The organism is Erwinia sp. PME.40.26/001, assembly GCF_055556675.1.
In genome coordinates, this window is sequence record NZ_JBVHNP010000001.1 from 749,315 (window position 1) to 766,228 (window position 16,914).

A 16,914-nucleotide genomic window follows, 5' to 3' on the forward strand; every position below is an offset into this window, starting at 1 on the left:
GTTAATGATATTTCGGTTTATTTGTCATCTGGAAGCGCTATGAAGCAGTTACTCGATTTTATCCCCCTCGTGGTGTTTTTTATTTTTTATAAGCTGTATGACATTTTTGTCGCCTCCGGGGCACTGATTGTCGCCTCCGCTCTGGCGCTGGTCGTCGGCTGGTTCCTGTATCGCAAGCTGGAGAAGATGTCACTGATCACCTTCGCGCTGGTTGCGGTGTTCGGTACCCTGACCATTGCGCTGCACAACCCGGACTTTATCAAATGGAAGGTGAGCATTATTTACGGCCTGTTCACCCTTGCTCTGCTGTTCAGCCAATTCTTTATGCAGCAGCCGCTGATTCAAAAAATGCTGGGTAAAGAGATCCAACTGCCTGAGTTTGCCTGGCGTCGTCTCAATATTGCCTGGGCGCTGTTCTTCCTTGCCTGCGGGCTGGCTAACATCTACGTGGCCTTCTGGCTTTCTCAGGATATCTGGATGAACTTTAAGGTGTTTGGTCTAAGCGCCTTAACCCTGGTCTTTACGCTGTTAAGCGGCGTGTATATTTATCGCCTGATGCCACAAGAAGAAAAATAACCCGCGCTACCCGGCAGAAGCCTGCCGGGTGCAAGCGGATTGACGCGGTCAGCAATGTCGGGGAATACCACCATGAGTGAAGAACAAAGAACACCGCAGGGTGAAATGGTGCTGCGCACCCTGGCCATGCCCGCCGACACCAACGCCAATGGCGATATTTTCGGTGGCTGGCTGATGTCGCAGATGGATATGGGCGGGGCGATACTGGCTAAAGAGATTGCTGAAGGTCGTGTAGTGACAGTGCGCGCCGACGGCATGACGTTCCTGAAGCCGGTTGCCGTGGGGGATGTTGTCACATGTCATGCCCGCTGTATCCGCACGGGTACCAGTTCAATTACCATTAATATCGAAGTGTGGATTAAAAAAGTGTCGTCTGAACCTATCGGGCAACGCTACTGCACGACCGAAGCGGTGTTTATCTACGTGGCTGTCGATCCGGAGGGGAAACCGCGTCCGCTGCCGGATGATAAAAGTCATTTCACCTTAGAAACAGACTGACGCCTTTTTTTTGTCGGCCTGACTCAGAGTCAGTGCCCGCATCCGTCCCGGGCGCTTAAGCCAGTAAGGCCCGGAATATCCGCAAGGGCGGTGTTATTCGATGCTGCTGCCCCCGTTAATCTTAAAGACGATATTCATCGTCACATCCTTGCCCGGTTTCCCGGCTTCATAACGCCACTTGCGAGCGGCCTGCTTCACTTCACGCTCAAACATATTGCGCGGCTCTGCCGACAGAATACGCAGGTTCTCGACCTGGCCGGCACTGTTAACATCAAACTGGACGCGTACACGCCCCTCCACACGCAGTGCAAAGGCACGCGCCGGATAACCAGGCTTGCCGATCGTCAGCGCGCGCGGGCCAGTTGATACGGCCGTTGACGGGGTCTGCGAGGTTTTCGGTGCCGTAGAGGGCCGGGTCTGCTCTGTCGGCCGGGTCTCTGCCGGAGCTGCGGGACGTGGCTTCACTTCCTGCTTCGGTTTGACCACCTCTTTCTTCACCGGCTTAGGCCGGGGTTTAGGTTTTGGCTTAGGCTCCGGTTTAGGGATGGGGACGGGTTCCGGCTTCGGGGGCTCCGGCACAGGTTCCGGCTCAGGTTCCGGTTCTGGTTCGGGCTCAACCACCGGCGGTGCAGGCTGAGGTTCAGGCTGCACTTCGGGTGCCACCAGCGACACGCTGATAGGTTCAGACGCTTTAGGCATTTCGACCGCCTGATGAAAGGAGGCATACAGCAGCGCCCCGATCACCGATCCATGCAGTAAGACCGAAATCAGCAGGGGCAGAGGTGAGCGGCGAGGTAGATCGGTTATTAGCGTCGTCATAATCTTTCTGGTCAAAATGTGAGGGAGTGATTTTAAATGCAAATAGCAATCAATTTCAATAAGCTCTCACAAGGAATCGCTAATTTGCGCTATAAAGCGCGACAGCCTGACCTTTATCAAGCACAAATTATCTTTCGTTTGCACAAATGTTAACGATCACTTAACGTGATGCCGAATCTCATCCCCGACAGGAGTTCAGAAGGTGCTCTACGTAATTTACGCTGAAGATAATAGTGACTCACTGGAAAAACGCACCGCCGTGCGCCCTGCTCACCTTGCGCGCCTGCAGTTACTGCGTGATGAAGGTCGTCTGATTATCGCCGGCCCGATGCCTGCGGTGGACAGCAATGAACCCGGTGTGGCGGGCTTTAGCGGGTCAACAATCATTGCCGAGTTCCCGTCACTGGAATCAGCACAGTCCTGGGCGCAGGATGACCCTTATATCGCCGCAGGCGTTTATAAACACGTCGACATTAAACCCTTCAAACGGGCGTTTTAACGCATTCCGGCGGTTCGCTGAACCGCCGGACGTGCCTCTGGCATCAGTGATGCTGGGTGATAAACAGAATAGAACGGCGCTGCTGCTGGCTAACCATATGCCGGAAGGAGTGCATACGACCATAACGACGCGACTGCCCTTCTAACCAGCGCGCCCGGCGACGCTGAACCTGACGACTCATCCGCCAGCGTGCTACTTCATTTCTGCTTCGTCTCATCACACCCTCAGTCTTCACATCTGTGTACGTTAAAACTCGCGGCGCAGTATAAACCTTTCTTAATCCGTACCAGGTCCGATGTCTTTCAAACGATTATGGTTTAAAGGTTCCCAGCGTAGTCATCTGCACGTAAACTCCTAAGACTTACGCGTGAACAGGATTTTTCACTTAATGACCACTTTTTACACCCTGATGAGCTGGCTGCTGGTATTTGGTTACTGGCTTCTGATCGCCAGTGTGACCCTGCGCATCCTGATGAAACGTCGCGCGGTCCCTTCTGCCATGGCCTGGCTGCTGATTATCTATATTCTGCCGCTGGTGGGCATTATTGCCTATCTCTCTTTCGGTGAGTTGCACCTGGGGAAGCGCCGGGCAGAGCGGGCCCGTACCATGTGGCCTTCTACCGCACGTTGGCTGAGTGAACTGAAGTCCAGTCATCATATTTTTGCTGAGACCAACAGTGACGTTGCCCGTTCGCTGTTTCAGCTGTGTGAGAATCGTCAGGGGATAGCTGGAGTCAAAGGGAACCAGCTTCAACTGCTGACCAGTACCGACGATACCCTGCGTACCCTGGTACGCGATATTCAGCTGGCACGTCATAATATCGAAATGGTGTTCTATATCTGGCAGCCCGGTGGCCAGGCCGATGAGGTTGCGGAGGCGCTGATGGCCGCTGCACGTCGCGGCGTTCACTGCCGGCTGATGCTGGACTCCGCCGGCAGTGTCGACTTCTTCCGCAGCCCGTGGGCGGCGATGCTGCGTAACGCCGGGGTAGACGTGGTTGAAGCACTCAAGGTCAGCCTGCTGCGCGTCTTTCTCCGGCGGATGGATCTGCGTCAGCACCGCAAGGTGGTGCTTATCGACAACTACATCGCCTATACCGGCAGCATGAACCTGGTGGACCCCCGCTTCTTCAAACAGGATGCTGGCGTGGGTCAGTGGGTTGATCTGATGGCGCGCATGGAGGGCCCGGTGGCCACCACCATGGGCATCATTTACTCCTGCGACTGGGAAATTGAAACGGGTAAACGTATTCTGCCGCCACCGCCGGACGATAATATCATGCCCTTCGAGGCGGAAAGCGGACACACCATTCAGGTGATCGCTTCCGGCCCGGGCTTCCCGGAGGATATGATCCATCAGGCGCTGCTGACGGCGGTCTATTCAGCCCGTGAACAGCTGATCATGACCACTCCCTACTTTGTTCCCAGCGATGACCTGCTGCACGCCATCTGTACGGCAGCATACCGCGGCGTGGAAGTGATTATTATTGTGCCCCGGCACAACGATTCCGTCCTGGTCGGCTGGGCCAGCCGCGCCTTCTTTGGCGAACTGCTGGACGCTGGCGTGAAGATCTATCAGTTCGAGGGGGGCCTGCTGCATACCAAAAGTATCCTGGTGGATGGCCAGCTCAGCCTGGTGGGAACGGTCAATCTGGATATGCGCAGCCTGTGGCTGAACTTCGAGATCACGCTGGTCATTGATGATGACGGTTTCGGCAGCGATCTGGCGCGGGTGCAGGAGGATTACATTGCCCGTTCACGCCTGGTAGACGGTAAACGCTGGGCGCACCGTGCTTACTGGCAGCGTATCGTTGAACGACTGTTTTACTTCTTCAGTCCATTGCTGTAAAACGAGCGAAAATGCACAGCGCCTTCCGGGGCATGACAGGAAATATTATGGATTTAAATAACCGCCTTACCGAAGATGAAACCCTCGAACAGGCTTACGATATTTTTCTTGAGCTGGCGGTAGATAACCTCGACCCGGCCGACGTTATTCTGTTTAACCTGCAGTTTGAGGAGCGCGGCGGCGCGGAACTGTATGACCCGGCAGAAGACTGGGCGGAACACGTCGACTTCGACCTTAATCCTGACTTTTTTGCCGAAGTGGTGATTGGTCTGGGCGAAGAAGACGGTGAACCGATCACCGATGTTTTCGCCCGCGTACTTTTGTGCCGCGAAAAGGATCACAAACTTTGCCATATTCTGTGGAAAGAGTAAGCATTACTCCCCTCTGCGGGCCCGCCGGGTGCGGGCCTTATTCCTGTTTCTCTTCCAGCACACCCCCGCAGCTTTTGCAGTAATGGGCGTCAGCATCGTGTCCGGTTTGCCTGCAGGTGCTGCAGTGACGCCGGTAACGGTTGCGCTGCATCACCTCGGTCATATACGAGCTCATCACCCCGGTGGGGATAGCAATCAGTGAATACCCCAGCAGGATAAGCACTGAGGAGACCATCCGTCCCAGCGGCGTGTGCGGCGTGATATCACCATAGCCCACCGTAGTCATGGTGACGACCGCCCAGTAGACCGCTACCGGCAGGCTGGTAAAGCCGTGTTCCGGCCCTTCTATCACATACATCAGCCCGCCAAATATGCACAGCAGTATCATCACCCCGCCGAAGAACAGCAGCAGTTTTTTTCGCGCACTGACCAGACTCTCCCACAGCACGCTGGCCGACCCCATGTAGCGAAGTAGCTTCATCAGGCGCAGCAGGCGAAGGACCCGCAGCAAACGTATTGCCATCATGTACTGCAGCGCGATATCGGGCCAGAGCCAGAAAATGTACAACGGCAGCGTGGTAATCAGGTCGATAATGCCAAAAAAACTCAGCATATAGCGCAGCGGACGCGCCGTGGCGATCGCACGCAGAAGATATTCCAGACTGAACAGCAGCGTAAAAACATACTCCATCAGAAGAAATATGGAGGCTTCTTTCAATGGCAGCGCGATTTTGTGCGGTTCAGAAGACTCAATAAACAGCGTGATCACGCTGATCAGGGTGGTCACCACCCAAAAAAGTTCAAAGCGCCGCCCGGCCGGGCTGCGCACATCAAACAAAAAAACAAACAGACGGTGACGCCAGCCCAGTTCCTGATCGGTCATTTGCCCTCCGGCAATCCTTTGCAAAGGAGTATTACTAGGAGGCAGCAGACAGAAGATCAAGCACTAAGCGGAGGAAGAAAAAAAACCCGCATTGAATGCTCAATGCGGGAAGATAACGAGAACAAAGAAAAAGCGATTAGAGCGGGTCGACTTTCAGACAGGAGACGGCATGACGGAAGCTGCCCTCCAGCAGAGGCCGGGTTTTGGCGCACTCGGGCCCGGCAATCGGGCAGCGGGTACGGAACACGCAGCCGGACGGCGGGTTAATCGGTGAAGGAAGTTCCCCTTCAAGCAGTTGAATCACTTTCTGCTTTTCCAGGTCAGGGTCAGGGATCGGCACCGCCGACATCAGCGCCCGGGTGTAAGGATGCTGCGGATTCTGATACACCTCTTTATAGGTGCCCAGCTCCACGGCATGCCCCAGATACATTACCAGCACACGGTCAGAGATATGTTTCACCACCGCCAGGTCATGGGCGATAAAGATCAGCGACAGGCCCATCTCGCGCTGTAACTTTTGTAACAGGTTGACCACCTGTGCCTGGATCGACACGTCCAGTGCTGACACGGGTTCATCGCAGATAATCAGCTTGGGTTCGAGGATCAGCGCCCGCGCAATACCGATACGCTGGCACTGACCGCCGGAAAACTCGTGAGGATAGCGGTTGATCAGGTTAGGCAACAGGCCCACCTTCATCATCATCTCCTTCACGCGGTCTTTTACTTCCTGACGCGGCATCTGCGGGTGATAAGTGCGCAACGGCTCTGCAATGATCTCACCGATATTCATACGCGGGTTCAGTGAGGCAAGCGGGTCCTGGAATATCATCTGGATGTCGCTGCGTGCGGCGCGCCACTCTTCGGCACTCTGTCCCAGCAGGTCACGCCCCAGCCAGGCCACCCGTCCTTCCGTGGCTTTCACCAGACCGATGATCGCTCGCGCCAGCGTCGACTTACCACAGCCAGACTCGCCCACCACGCCCAGGGTTTCCCCTTCGTACAGGCGCAGGCTGACACCATCCACGGCTTTCAGGGTTTTCGACGGCTGCCAGAACCATTGACGCCCGTCTTTGATATCGAAATGCACTTTCAGGTCGGCAATTTCGAGTAAGACTTTCTTTTCTGCAACCTCTGTCATACCAGTTCCTCCACGGGCTTAAAGCAGGCTCGCAGGCGCCCTTCTCCGAACGCCTCCAGCGGGGGTGCAGTGGAACAGATGTCCATGGCGTGCGGGCAGCGCGGCTGGAAAGGACAGCCTTTGGGCAAGCGGGAGAGGTTCGGCGGATTGCCGGGAATGGTCATCAGCGTTTCACCTTCGTCTGCATCCAGGCGCGGCACCGCATTCAGCAGGCCGATGGAGTATGGATGTGAGGGATGGTAGAAGACATCACGCGCTTTACCATATTCCATGGTACGCCCGGCGTACATCACCATCACCTGATCGCAGATCCCGGCCACTACGCCCAGATCGTGGGTGATCATAATAATGGCGGTATTGAATTCGCGCTTCAGTTCATTCAGCAGCGTCATGATCTGCGCCTGTACGGTTACGTCCAGCGCCGTGGTCGGTTCGTCCGCGATCAACAGTTTCGGCCGGCAAAGCAGCGCCATGGCGATCATCACGCGCTGGCGCATCCCACCGGAGAACTCATGCGGAAACATTTTCATCCGCTTGCGGGCTTCCGGCATTTTTACCGCGTCCAGCATCCGCACTGACTCTTCAAATGCCTGCGCTCCACTCAGACCCTTGTGCAGCTGCAATACTTCCATCAGCTGCTCGCCCACGCGCATGTACGGGTTAAGCGAGGTCATCGGGTCCTGGAAGATCATCGCAATCTGTTCGGCACGCAGCCTGTTAAGCTGTTTTTCCGGCAGGTTAAGGATCTCACTGCCGTTAAAACGCGCCGAACCGCCAATGCGCCCATTGCTGGCCAACAGCCCCATCAGGGCAAAGGCCGTTTGTGATTTACCCGACCCTGACTCACCGACGATGCCAAGGGTTTCCCCGGCACTGAGGCTGAAGTTCAGATCATTTACGGCGGTTACATCGCCGTCAGGGGTGGAAAAGGTGACCCGAAGATCTTTCACTTCCAGCAGCCGTTCGCTTCCCCGGGTGTTTGCCATTACAGGCTGTTGTTCAATTACGCTCATCGGGAAACTCCTTAACGGTCTTTCGGGTCGAGGGCATCACGCAGGCCATCGCCGATAAAGTTGAAGCAGAACAGGGTGATCACGAGGAAACCTGCCGGATACAGCAGCAGCCAGGGTGAAACCTCCATCGAGTTAGCACCATCACTGAGCAGCGCTCCCCAGCTGCTCAGGGGTTCCTGCGTCCCCAAGCCGAGGAAGCTGAGGAAGGATTCAAACAGAATCATACTGGGCACCAGCAGTGAGGCATATACCACCACCACACCGAGCACGTTAGGCACGATATGGCGCAGGACGATATTAAAGGTTGAGACACCGCCAACCTCGGCGGCTTCGATAAACTCTTTACGTTTCAGGCTCAGGGTCTGACCGCGCACAATACGTGCCATGTCCAGCCAGGAGACCATGCCGATAGCCACGAAGATCAGCAGGATATTCTGACCAAAGAAGGTCACCAGCAGGATGACGAAGAACATAAACGGGAAGGAGTTGAGGATCTCCAGCAGACGCATCATCACCGAGTCAGTGCGCCCCCCCAAATAGCCTGCCAGCGTACCGTACAACGTACCTAACACCACGGCCACCAACGCGGCAGCAATGCCGACCATCAGGGAGATACGTCCCCCGATGGCCACGCGAACCAGCAGGTCGCGCCCGGAGGAGTCGGTTCCCATGTAGTGACCTGACGTCATATCCGGTGCCGCCGACATCATTGCCCAGTCGGTGTCGTCATAGGTAAAAGCAGACAGCATCGGGGCAAAGATCACAAACAGGGCCACCAGCAGCAGAACAAACAGGCTGGCCACCGCTGCGCGGTTATGGATAAAGCGTCGGCGCGCGTCCTGCCACAGGCTGCGACCTTCGATTTCTAGCTTTTCAGTGAAGTTATCCAGAGCTTCGCTGTTTTTCTTAGCAAACATCATTCCCGGCTCCAGGATCAGTAACGAATTTTCGGATCGATGACCGCATACAGCACGTCTACAATCGCATTAAAGAGGATGGTCAGCGCTCCGACCAGGATGGTCAGACTTAATACCAGCGAATAATCGCGGTTCAGCGCACCATTAACAAACAACTGACCAATACCGGGCAGACCGTAGATGGTTTCAATAACCATTGAGCCGGTAATGATGCCGACAAATGCTGGTCCGAGGTAGGACAGCACCGGCAGCAGCGCAGGCTTCAGCGCGTGACGCAGTATAATACGGCGCATCGGCAGCCCTTTGGCACGCGCGGTACGGATAAAGTTGGAGTGCAGCACTTCAATCATCGATCCCCGGGTAATACGCGCGATGCTGGCAATGTAAGCCAGCGACAGCGCCACCATTGGCAGGATCATAAATTTCAGTGCCCCACCGTTCCAGCCACCGCCAGGTAGCCACTTAAGGGTGATTGAGAACAGCAATACCAGCAGCGGTGCAACGACGAAACTGGGTATCACTATCCCGGTCATTGCCACCCCCATCACCGCATAGTCCCACTTGGTGTTTTGCTTCAGGGCGGCGATGACGCCAGCCCCCACGCCGAGCACCAGGGCGAAAAGAAACGCCGCCGCCCCCAGCTTCGCGGAAACAGGGAATGACCCGGCTACCAGATCGTTGACGGAATAATCTTTATATTTAAATGAAGGACCAAAATCTCCGTGCGCCAGCTGTTTCAGGTAGCTGAAATACTGGGTCAGGATCGGATCATTTAAATGATATTTGGCTTCAATATTGGCCATAACTTCTGGCGACAGCGTACGTTCACCGGTAAAGGGGCTACCCGGTGCCAGTCGCATCATAAAGAAGGAGATGGTGATCAGAATAAATAGCGTCGGGATCGCTTCAAGAAAACGACGAAATATAAATTTTAACATTGCCCTACCTGCCCGGCTGACTGCCACAACACTGCTTTGAAAAAGGCCTGTCGGGGAAGTATTACCCTCCCCGACGCCGGTCATTAATGTTTGATGATGTATAAGTTTTTATCGTAAACGTTATCCAGCGGATCTTTACCGGTATAACCGCCGACGTAAGGTTTCACCAGACGGGCATTTACGTAGTAATAGACCGGTACGATCACTGAATCCTTATCGAGGATTTTTTCAGCATCGGCATAACGGGTTGCGCGAGTCGCTTCATCCGGGGAGGACAGCGCCGCATCCATCGCTTTATCGAAGGCTTCGCTCTTATAGTGCGAGGTGTTGTTACTGCTGTTGGACTGCATGGTGCCCAGGAACGTGGTCGGTTCGTTGTAGTCGGCACACCAACCGGCACGGGCGACATCATAGTTCCCCTGGTGGCGGGTATCCAGGAAGGTTTTCCACTCCTGGTTTTCCAGCTTCACGTTCACACCCAGGTTTTTCTTCCAGATCGACGAGGCGGCAATGGCCAGCTTTTTATGCAGATCGGAGGTGTTATACAGCAGGCTAAACGTCAGCGGCTTGTCAGCAGTGTAGCCGGCTTCTGCCAGCAGTTTTTTTGCCTCTTCATTACGTTTTTCCTGAGTCCAGCCAAACCACTCTGGCGGGGTCAGTTTAATGCCTTCGGTGTATGGCGGGGTGTAGCTGTAAGCCGGTAGATCGCCCTGACCTTTCACCTTGGTGACGATGATGTCACGATCAATGCCGAGTTTCAGTGCGGCACGCACGCGCGGGTCGTTAAATGGCGGCTTCTGGTTATTAATTTCGTAGTAATAGGTACAGAGATAAGGATCAACGTGAACCTCACCTGGGATATCTTTTTTCAGTTTCTGGAACAGCTCGATAGGCATGTTGTTGTAGGTCATATCGCTGCCGCCGCTGCGATAGCGGTTGACGTCGGTGACTTCAGACGAGATCGGCAGGAAGGTCACTTTATCCAGTTTAGTGTCTTTGTTATCCCAGTAGTCGGTATTGCGCACCAGGACGATACGTTCGTTCACCACCCACTCGGACAGTTTAAAGGCACCGTTGCCGACCCAGTTGGCGGGCTGGGTCCATTTTTCACCAAATTTGTCGACCGCTGGTTTATACACCGGGGACATGGAGGGATGGATCAACAGCTTAAAGAAATACGGCACTGGCTCACTCAGGGTAACTTCCAGCGTATTCGCGTCGATGGCTTTCACGCCCAGCGTATCCGGGCTTTTTTTGCCGGCGATGATATCATCGATATTCTCAAGATGGCCGTATTGCAAATAGCTTGCGTAAGGTGACGCTGTTTTAGGATCGGACAGGCGCTGCCAGCTATAGACGAAGTCCTGGGCAGTGACGGGCTCACCGTTTGACCATTTGGCATCTTTGCGCAGGTGGAAGGTCCACACCTTACCGTCTTTATTCTCCCAGCTTTCCGCCACGCCAGGGATAGGATGCCCCTTGGTATCACTGATGACCAGGCCTTCCAGCAGGTCGCGGTTAACGTTAGATTCCGGCACACCTTCGATTTTGTGGGGATCCAGCGACTGCAGTTCAGCACCGTTCCCTTTCACCAGTTCCTGTTTGGCGGCCAGTTCGACGCCCGCAGGTACCTCAGCGGCCAGCGCCTGATGTGCTGTCATTGACCCCAGTGCGGCCATCACGCCAGCGGCGATCAGACTTTTCTTCGTGATGTTGATCATTTTTTACCTACTCCTGTTTTTATTAATACCGACGTGTGCCGGGCACCGTGGTTACCCCATTTTTAGGGAAAACTTCACCGGGCGGCGGAACGAGGCCGCCCGGTTTGTTTTTTTATACTCATAACTGCTGAGGACTGCCTGCTATCACCTTTCAGCGCCCGGCCGGGCCGCACGCTGTCGTGTCGGGTCAGATAAGGACTATCTGTGCTGACGGAGGATGACGACGCTCATCACCGGTCACGGCCCTTGTGGATTGCATTTCCAGTGCCACTTTTTATCAAGGCCACTAAAAAATTATCAGAAGGGACTGATTTCCGCTAAAGCTAAATAGCAAAAATGTTAACCATTTCTCTTTTATCATGATAAAAAGCAGGGGAAAAGTGTTATTTATTATTGAAAAATAACAGATAACTTAATGAAAAATAAACATAAAATGAGATTTTGACGATAAAAAGATCGAAAAAAAACAATTTTTCGGCTGAATTTTAAGCAAATATCGTCTGAAAACGAAGAATAGTCATAACAACACTAACATTTGTGACTAATGCAGCATATAAAACTATCATTACGGTCAGAATGCACTACGTTGTAATGTTAAAAAAATCACACCCACTACAAACGAATGGATTTATTTTTGGTTTGCAGTAATTACATTAATAATTACTGCGGCAAGGTAAGAGAAATGAATTAATGCACCAAAATAGAACACGCAATGGGCAATTCGCACTTTAATAGTGCAGTGAAGCGTCGGGTGCCAAAAAAAAAGCGCATTAAATGCGCTTTAGCTGAGACAATGCAGAATATAAACCGGGTTAATGAGTTAGCCCTGGAAAGAGTGCTCTGATCCCTGTCACCACAAATTCTATCCCCAGCGCCATCAGTAATAAGCCCATAATACGAGTCACCACGTTAATCCCGGTTTGCCCCAGCACTCTGACCATCAGCGGTGCCGCACGGAATAACAGCCAGCAGCAGAACGCAAACAGGGCAATCGCCACGGTAAAGCCCAACAGGTTTTGCCAGCTGTGATAGCGCGTACTCCATACGATGGTCGAGCTGATCGCACCGGGGCCGGCCATCAGCGGCAGCGCCAGCGGCACTACGCCGATACTTTCACGAATGGCACTCTCTGACTTTTCCTGCATATTCTGCTTATCTTCGCCCAGCTTTCCGCTGATCATCGACATCGCGATAGTTACCACCAGAATACCGCCAGCAATGCGGAAAGAGTCAATGGAGATACCAAAAATATGCAGAATACCGTCACCCAGGAACAGCGCCGTCCACAGAATGATCGCCACCGACAGGTTGGCCGTCAGATTAGTTTTATTCCTTGCCGCCGGAACCTGATAACTGGTCATACTGATAAAAACCGGGATGATCCCGATGGGGTTGACCAGAGCAAACAGGCCTACGAAAAATTTGATATAGCCTGAGAGATCTAATAATGCAGGATTCACACTGCGCTCCTGTAGGGGGACGAATTCATGGCGGCTAATGTAATGGAAATCCCCGATGATGACTATCCCCCAACGTATGGAATATCACCCTATATTAAAGACTTAAATCCAGCCTTTTTCACTAAAAAACACATAAATACCAGCATAATAAAACAAGCTCATCGCAACGACACCGTCGGGAGGGAAATGAGCGCGTCAACCACCGATTTTTGTCCGGGCTGAAAGGTATCAGCTTGCACAATTGATGATCTAAATCATCTTTTCACCCCAAGACAACCGCTATGCTCAGTGACATCAAAAGGAGTTGGTAAAGTACCTAAAGGGAGCCGTAGCCGGGCGCTATGGCAGACTCTTTTAGTAAACCTATTGGAATGTTTTTAGTCTTCTGACAAGTCCTTAGCGGGCAGTGACAGGCAGGGTGACTATAATTTCTAGTTCTGACTTGTTTACTAATAGAGTTTAACTTTCAGGAGTGCCTCATGGCCGTTACTAATATCACTGAACTAAATGCCCTTGTTGAACGTGTTAAACAAGCCCAGCGTGAATTCGCTAACTTCAGTCAGGAACAGGTAGACAAGATCTTCCGTGCCGCTGCCCTGGCCGCTGCCGATGCCCGTATTCCTCTGGCCAAAATGGCCGTCGCCGAATCCGGTATGGGTATCGTTGAAGACAAAGTGATCAAGAACCACTTCGCCTCTGAATATATTTATAACGCCTATAAAGACGAAAAAACCTGCGGCATCCTTGCCACAGACGATACCTTCGGCACAATCACTATCGCAGAACCTATTGGCATCATCTGCGGAATTGTGCCGACCACTAACCCCACCTCTACCGCTATCTTCAAGGCGCTGATCAGCCTGAAAACACGCAACGGGATTATCTTCTCGCCACATCCCCGCGCGAAAAATGCCACCAACAAAGCAGCCGATATCGTTCTGCAGGCTGCGATTGCCGCCGGTGCACCCAAAGATATCATTGGCTGGATCGATGTTCCTTCCGTTGAGCTGTCTAACCAGCTGATGCATCACCCGGATATTAACCTGATTCTGGCCACTGGCGGCCCGGGTATGGTGAAAGCCGCTTACAGCTCAGGTAAACCGGCGATTGGCGTGGGGGCGGGTAATACCCCGGTGGTGATTGATGAGACTGCGGATATTAAACGCGCTGTCGCTTCCATCCTGATGTCAAAAACCTTTGATAACGGCGTTATCTGCGCCTCTGAACAGTCTGTGATTGTGGTCGACAGCGCGTATGACGCCGTTCGTGAGCGCTTCGCCAGCCACGGCGGTTACATGCTGCAGGGCCAGGAGCTGAAAGCGGTTCAGGATATCATCCTGAAAAATGGTGCACTGAATGCTGCCATCGTAGGGCAGCCCGCAGTGAAAATTGCCGAAATGGCCGGCATTACCGTGCCGGGTAACACCAAAATCCTGATTGGCGAAGTGAAGTTGGTTGATGAGTCAGAACCCTTCGCCCATGAAAAACTTTCTCCGACCCTGGCCATGTACCGCGCGAAAGATTTCCATGACGCCGTCAGCAAGGCTGAAAAACTGGTGGCAATGGGCGGTATCGGCCACACCTCATGTCTGTACACTGACCAGGACAACCAGCGTGACCGCGTCAATCTGTTTGGCGACAAGATGAAGACCGCACGTATCCTGATCAATACCCCGGCTTCGCAGGGCGGCATCGGTGACCTGTATAACTTTAAACTCGCCCCTTCCCTGACGCTGGGCTGCGGCTCATGGGGCGGTAACTCGATTTCTGAGAACGTGGGTCCTAAACATCTGATCAACACGAAAACCGTGGCCAAGCGAGCAGAGAATATGTTGTGGCACAAACTTCCTAAGTCTATTTACTTCCGCCGTGGCTCACTGCCTATCGCGCTTGACGAGGTGGCAACAGATGGGGCCAAACGCGCCTTTATCGTGACTGACCGCTTCCTGTTTAACAATGGCTACGCTGACCAAATCGTTAACGTGCTGAAAGCGCGTGGCGTAGAGACTGAAGTGTTCTTTGAAGTGGAAGCTGACCCGACGCTGAGTATCGTCCGCAAGGGTGCCGAGCAGATGCACTCCTTCAAGCCTGACGTGATTATCGCCCTTGGGGGGGGGTCACCGATGGATGCAGCGAAAATTATGTGGGTGATGTACGAACACCCTGAAACTCACTTCGAAGAGCTGGCGCTGCGCTTTATGGACATCCGTAAACGCATCTACAAGTTCCCGAAAATGGGCGTAAAAGCCAAAATGATTGCGGTGACCACGACCTCTGGTACCGGCTCAGAAGTTACCCCGTTTGCCGTGGTGACCGATGATGCGACCGGACAGAAATATCCGCTGGCCGATTATGCCCTGACACCGGACATGGCCATTGTGGATGCCAACCTGGTGATGGACATGCCGAAATCCCTGTGCGCCTTCGGTGGACTGGATGCAGTGACTCACGCCCTGGAAGCCTATGTCTCCGTACTGGCGAATGAGTACTCAGACGGACAGGCTCTGCAGGCACTGAAACTGCTGCAGGAAAACCTGCCTGCCAGCTACAACGAAGGGGCGAAAAATCCGGTAGCACGTGAACGCGTGCACAACGCGGCCACCATCGCCGGTATCGCCTTTGCGAACGCCTTCCTTGGGGTGTGTCACTCTATGGCCCACAAACTGGGTTCAGAGTTCCATATTCCACATGGACTGGCTAACTCCCTGCTGATTTGTAACGTTATCCGCTACAACGCGAATGATAACCCTACCAAACAGACTGCCTTCAGCCAGTATGACCGCCCTCAGGCGCGTCGCCGCTACGCTGAAATTGCCGATCACCTGCGTCTCAGCGCACCTGGCGACCGTACCGCACAGAAAATTGAAAAACTGTTGGTCTGGCTGGACGGTATGAAAGCAGAACTGGGCATTCCTAAGTCTATCCGTGAAGCTGGCGTGCAGGAAGCGGACTTCCTGGCGAAAGTTGATAAACTGGCTGACGATGCCTTTGATGACCAGTGTACCGGCGCTAACCCTCGCTACCCGCTGATTGCAGAACTGAAGCAGATTATGCTGGACAGCTTCTACGGCCGTGACTTTGTCGAGCCTTTCGCTAATGTGGCAGAGGCGGTAACAGCGCCAGTGGCTGCCGCAGAAACGAAAAAAAGCGAACGCAAAGTAAAACGTTAAGCCACCCGTGACGCAAAAAACCCGCCATCTGGCGGGTTTTTTATTTCACTATCCGTAAGCCACGCTTACTGACCGGATAGACACGCTGCTCACTCACCTTCCTGCTGGTGTATATCGTCAGTTGCCGGACGTCAGGTGGCGGTGACCGAAAATAGCCGTCATCGCACCACTGTTTAACGCTTCGTAATAATGTTTACGACACACCGAGACGTAGCGCTCATTGCCGCCAATTTGCACCTGCTCCCCTTCTTCGAAGGGTTTTCCACTTTCATCCAGGCGTAATACCATACTGGCCTTTCTTCCGCAGTGGCAGATGGTTTTTAATTCTACCAGCTTATCGGACCATGCCAGCAGGTACTGACTTCCGGTAAACAGTTCACCACGAAAATCCGTACGCAAGCCATAACAGAGTACCGGGATATCTAAATGATCCACCACCTCTGAAAGCGCCCTAACCTGGTCGCGAGTTAAAAACTGACTTTCATCTACCAGCACACAGTGAACCGGTTCCATCTGATGCTCTTTGCTTATCTCCGCATACAATGACGTCGCGGTATTATACAATTTTGCTGGTGATGAAAGGCCAATTCTTGAGCTGACTTTGCCTGCACCGAAGCGGTTATCAATTTCTGCGGTATACACCAGCGTGCGCATTCCGCGCTCATGATAATTATAAGAAGATTGCAGTAATGCCGTAGACTTACCGGCATTCATGGCAGAGTAATAGAAATAAAGTTGAGCCACCCGCCCTACTCCAAAAGTCATCAAAGAGGAGCGCAGTGTATCATAAAGTAAGGGAATGAAAGCCTTTCACCGGGAGAGAATATCTGGCTGGAACAGCAAAAACAGCGTCTTTGTTTAGCAGACCTTTACACCATGTTAACTATTAATCAGTACCAGCCGACGGTAGCATTGACGCAGTCGACATGCTCGGCGATGGGCATTATTTTCATCCCTTCCTCCTATTAAAGCATCAAATTCACCCATTCGTTTAGACGCTATTACCTGATTCGATTTTCTTACAAAATTATCTATTGCAGTTCGTAATGGCGAACACTATTA

General features: G+C 53.1%; 16 protein-coding genes. 6 read left to right on the top strand and 10 right to left on the bottom strand.

Annotation, left to right across the window (positions count from 1 at the left end):
* The first annotated feature begins 39 nt into the window (after positions 1-39).
* Positions 40-576, top strand: coding sequence for a septation protein A (locus ACZ3HG_RS03775; protein ID WP_191932500.1), 537 nt, complete (start codon positions 40-42; stop codon positions 574-576).
* A gap of 72 nt (positions 577-648) precedes the next feature.
* Complete coding sequence (gene yciA, locus ACZ3HG_RS03780; RefSeq protein ID WP_191932501.1) at positions 649-1,074, top strand: acyl-CoA thioester hydrolase YciA; 426 nt, start codon at positions 649-651, stop codon at positions 1,072-1,074.
* Between the two features lie 93 nt (positions 1,075-1,167).
* Here yciA and tonB read toward each other — a convergent pair whose 3' ends face one another.
* Positions 1,168-1,893, bottom strand: coding sequence for a TonB system transport protein TonB (gene tonB / locus ACZ3HG_RS03785; protein WP_194710577.1), 726 nt, complete (start codon positions 1,891-1,893; stop codon positions 1,168-1,170).
* 202 nt (positions 1,894-2,095) lie between these two features.
* On the opposite strand from tonB, the gene ACZ3HG_RS03790 reads away from it, so the two are divergent.
* Positions 2,096-2,392, top strand: coding sequence for a YciI family protein (locus ACZ3HG_RS03790; protein WP_062743128.1), 297 nt, complete (start codon positions 2,096-2,098; stop codon positions 2,390-2,392).
* A gap of 43 nt (positions 2,393-2,435) precedes the next feature.
* On the opposite strand, the gene ACZ3HG_RS03795 is transcribed toward ACZ3HG_RS03790, so the two are convergent.
* Complete coding sequence (locus tag ACZ3HG_RS03795) at positions 2,436-2,609, bottom strand: YciY family protein (RefSeq protein WP_137269397.1); 174 nt, start codon at positions 2,607-2,609, stop codon at positions 2,436-2,438.
* Positions 2,610-2,780: 171 nt separating this feature from the next.
* On the opposite strand from ACZ3HG_RS03795, the gene cls reads away from it, so the two are divergent.
* Entirely contained in the window at positions 2,781-4,241 is a 1,461-nt protein-coding gene (cls, locus tag ACZ3HG_RS03800) for a cardiolipin synthase (RefSeq protein WP_191932502.1), read from the top strand.
* 47 nt (positions 4,242-4,288) lie between these two features.
* Positions 4,289-4,612, top strand: coding sequence for an HI1450 family dsDNA-mimic protein (locus ACZ3HG_RS03805; protein ID WP_048915935.1), 324 nt, complete (start codon positions 4,289-4,291; stop codon positions 4,610-4,612).
* Between the two features lie 37 nt (positions 4,613-4,649).
* Here ACZ3HG_RS03805 and ACZ3HG_RS03810 read toward each other — a convergent pair whose 3' ends face one another.
* The 7 genes from ACZ3HG_RS03810 to ACZ3HG_RS03840 form a co-directional block, all read right to left on the bottom strand.
* Entirely contained in the window at positions 4,650-5,495 is an 846-nt protein-coding gene (locus tag ACZ3HG_RS03810; RefSeq protein WP_465331915.1) for an ion transporter, read from the bottom strand.
* Between the two features lie 136 nt (positions 5,496-5,631).
* Complete coding sequence (gene oppF, locus ACZ3HG_RS03815; protein WP_191932505.1) at positions 5,632-6,633, bottom strand: murein tripeptide/oligopeptide ABC transporter ATP binding protein OppF; 1,002 nt, start codon at positions 6,631-6,633, stop codon at positions 5,632-5,634.
* Entirely contained in the window at positions 6,630-7,646 is a 1,017-nt protein-coding gene (oppD, locus tag ACZ3HG_RS03820) for an ABC transporter ATP-binding protein (RefSeq protein ID WP_191932506.1), read from the bottom strand. The genes oppF and oppD overlap by 4 nt, the downstream gene beginning before the upstream one ends.
* An 11-nt stretch (positions 7,647-7,657) precedes the next feature.
* Entirely contained in the window at positions 7,658-8,566 is a 909-nt protein-coding gene (gene oppC, locus ACZ3HG_RS03825) for an oligopeptide ABC transporter permease OppC (protein ID WP_191932507.1), read from the bottom strand.
* Between the two features lie 14 nt (positions 8,567-8,580).
* Entirely contained in the window at positions 8,581-9,501 is a 921-nt protein-coding gene (gene oppB, locus ACZ3HG_RS03830; protein ID WP_191932508.1) for an oligopeptide ABC transporter permease OppB, read from the bottom strand.
* A gap of 83 nt (positions 9,502-9,584) precedes the next feature.
* The gene (gene oppA, locus ACZ3HG_RS03835; RefSeq protein ID WP_191932509.1) at positions 9,585-11,222 is read right to left on the bottom strand and encodes an oligopeptide ABC transporter substrate-binding protein OppA; all 1,638 of its coding nucleotides are present in this window, start codon (positions 11,220-11,222) and stop codon (positions 9,585-9,587) included.
* Between the two features lie 812 nt (positions 11,223-12,034).
* Positions 12,035-12,682, bottom strand: a complete 648-nt coding sequence (locus tag ACZ3HG_RS03840; RefSeq protein WP_465331919.1) for a YchE family NAAT transporter — start codon at positions 12,680-12,682, stop codon at positions 12,035-12,037.
* Between the two features lie 479 nt (positions 12,683-13,161).
* Between ACZ3HG_RS03840 and adhE the strand changes: the two genes are divergently transcribed.
* Positions 13,162-15,852: a bifunctional acetaldehyde-CoA/alcohol dehydrogenase gene (gene adhE / locus ACZ3HG_RS03845; protein WP_465331921.1), complete on the top strand. Its 2,691-nt coding sequence runs from the start codon at positions 13,162-13,164 to the stop codon at positions 15,850-15,852.
* Positions 15,853-15,969: 117 nt separating this feature from the next.
* Here the strand turns inward: adhE and tdk are convergent, their stop codons facing one another.
* Positions 15,970-16,596: a thymidine kinase gene (gene tdk, locus ACZ3HG_RS03850; RefSeq protein ID WP_191932511.1), complete on the bottom strand. Its 627-nt coding sequence runs from the start codon at positions 16,594-16,596 to the stop codon at positions 15,970-15,972.
* Positions 16,597-16,914 lie beyond the last annotated feature (318 nt).

What these genes read in the sequence shown, in the direction of transcription:
- ACZ3HG_RS03775 (WP_191932500.1), top strand. Translation starts at nt 40, where the DNA reads ATGAAGCAGTTACTCGATTTTATCCCCCTCGTGGTGTTTTTTATTTTT.
- yciA (WP_191932501.1), top strand. Translation starts at nt 649, where the DNA reads ATGAGTGAAGAACAAAGAACACCGCAGGGTGAAATGGTGCTGCGCACC.
- tonB (WP_194710577.1), bottom strand. Translation starts at nt 1,893, where the DNA reads ATGACGACGCTAATAACCGATCTACCTCGCCGCTCACCTCTGCCCCTG.
- ACZ3HG_RS03795 (WP_137269397.1), bottom strand. Translation starts at nt 2,609, where the DNA reads ATGAGACGAAGCAGAAATGAAGTAGCACGCTGGCGGATGAGTCGTCAG.
- cls (WP_191932502.1), top strand. Translation starts at nt 2,781, where the DNA reads ATGACCACTTTTTACACCCTGATGAGCTGGCTGCTGGTATTTGGTTAC.
- ACZ3HG_RS03805 (WP_048915935.1), top strand. Translation starts at nt 4,289, where the DNA reads ATGGATTTAAATAACCGCCTTACCGAAGATGAAACCCTCGAACAGGCT.
- ACZ3HG_RS03810 (WP_465331915.1), bottom strand. Translation starts at nt 5,495, where the DNA reads ATGACCGATCAGGAACTGGGCTGGCGTCACCGTCTGTTTGTTTTTTTG.
- oppF (WP_191932505.1), bottom strand. Translation starts at nt 6,633, where the DNA reads ATGACAGAGGTTGCAGAAAAGAAAGTCTTACTCGAAATTGCCGACCTG.
- oppD (WP_191932506.1), bottom strand. Translation starts at nt 7,646, where the DNA reads ATGAGCGTAATTGAACAACAGCCTGTAATGGCAAACACCCGGGGAAGC.
- oppC (WP_191932507.1), bottom strand. Translation starts at nt 8,566, where the DNA reads ATGATGTTTGCTAAGAAAAACAGCGAAGCTCTGGATAACTTCACTGAA.
- oppB (WP_191932508.1), bottom strand. Translation starts at nt 9,501, where the DNA reads ATGTTAAAATTTATATTTCGTCGTTTTCTTGAAGCGATCCCGACGCTA.
- oppA (WP_191932509.1), bottom strand. Translation starts at nt 11,222, where the DNA reads ATGATCAACATCACGAAGAAAAGTCTGATCGCCGCTGGCGTGATGGCC.
- adhE (WP_465331921.1), top strand. Translation starts at nt 13,162, where the DNA reads ATGGCCGTTACTAATATCACTGAACTAAATGCCCTTGTTGAACGTGTT.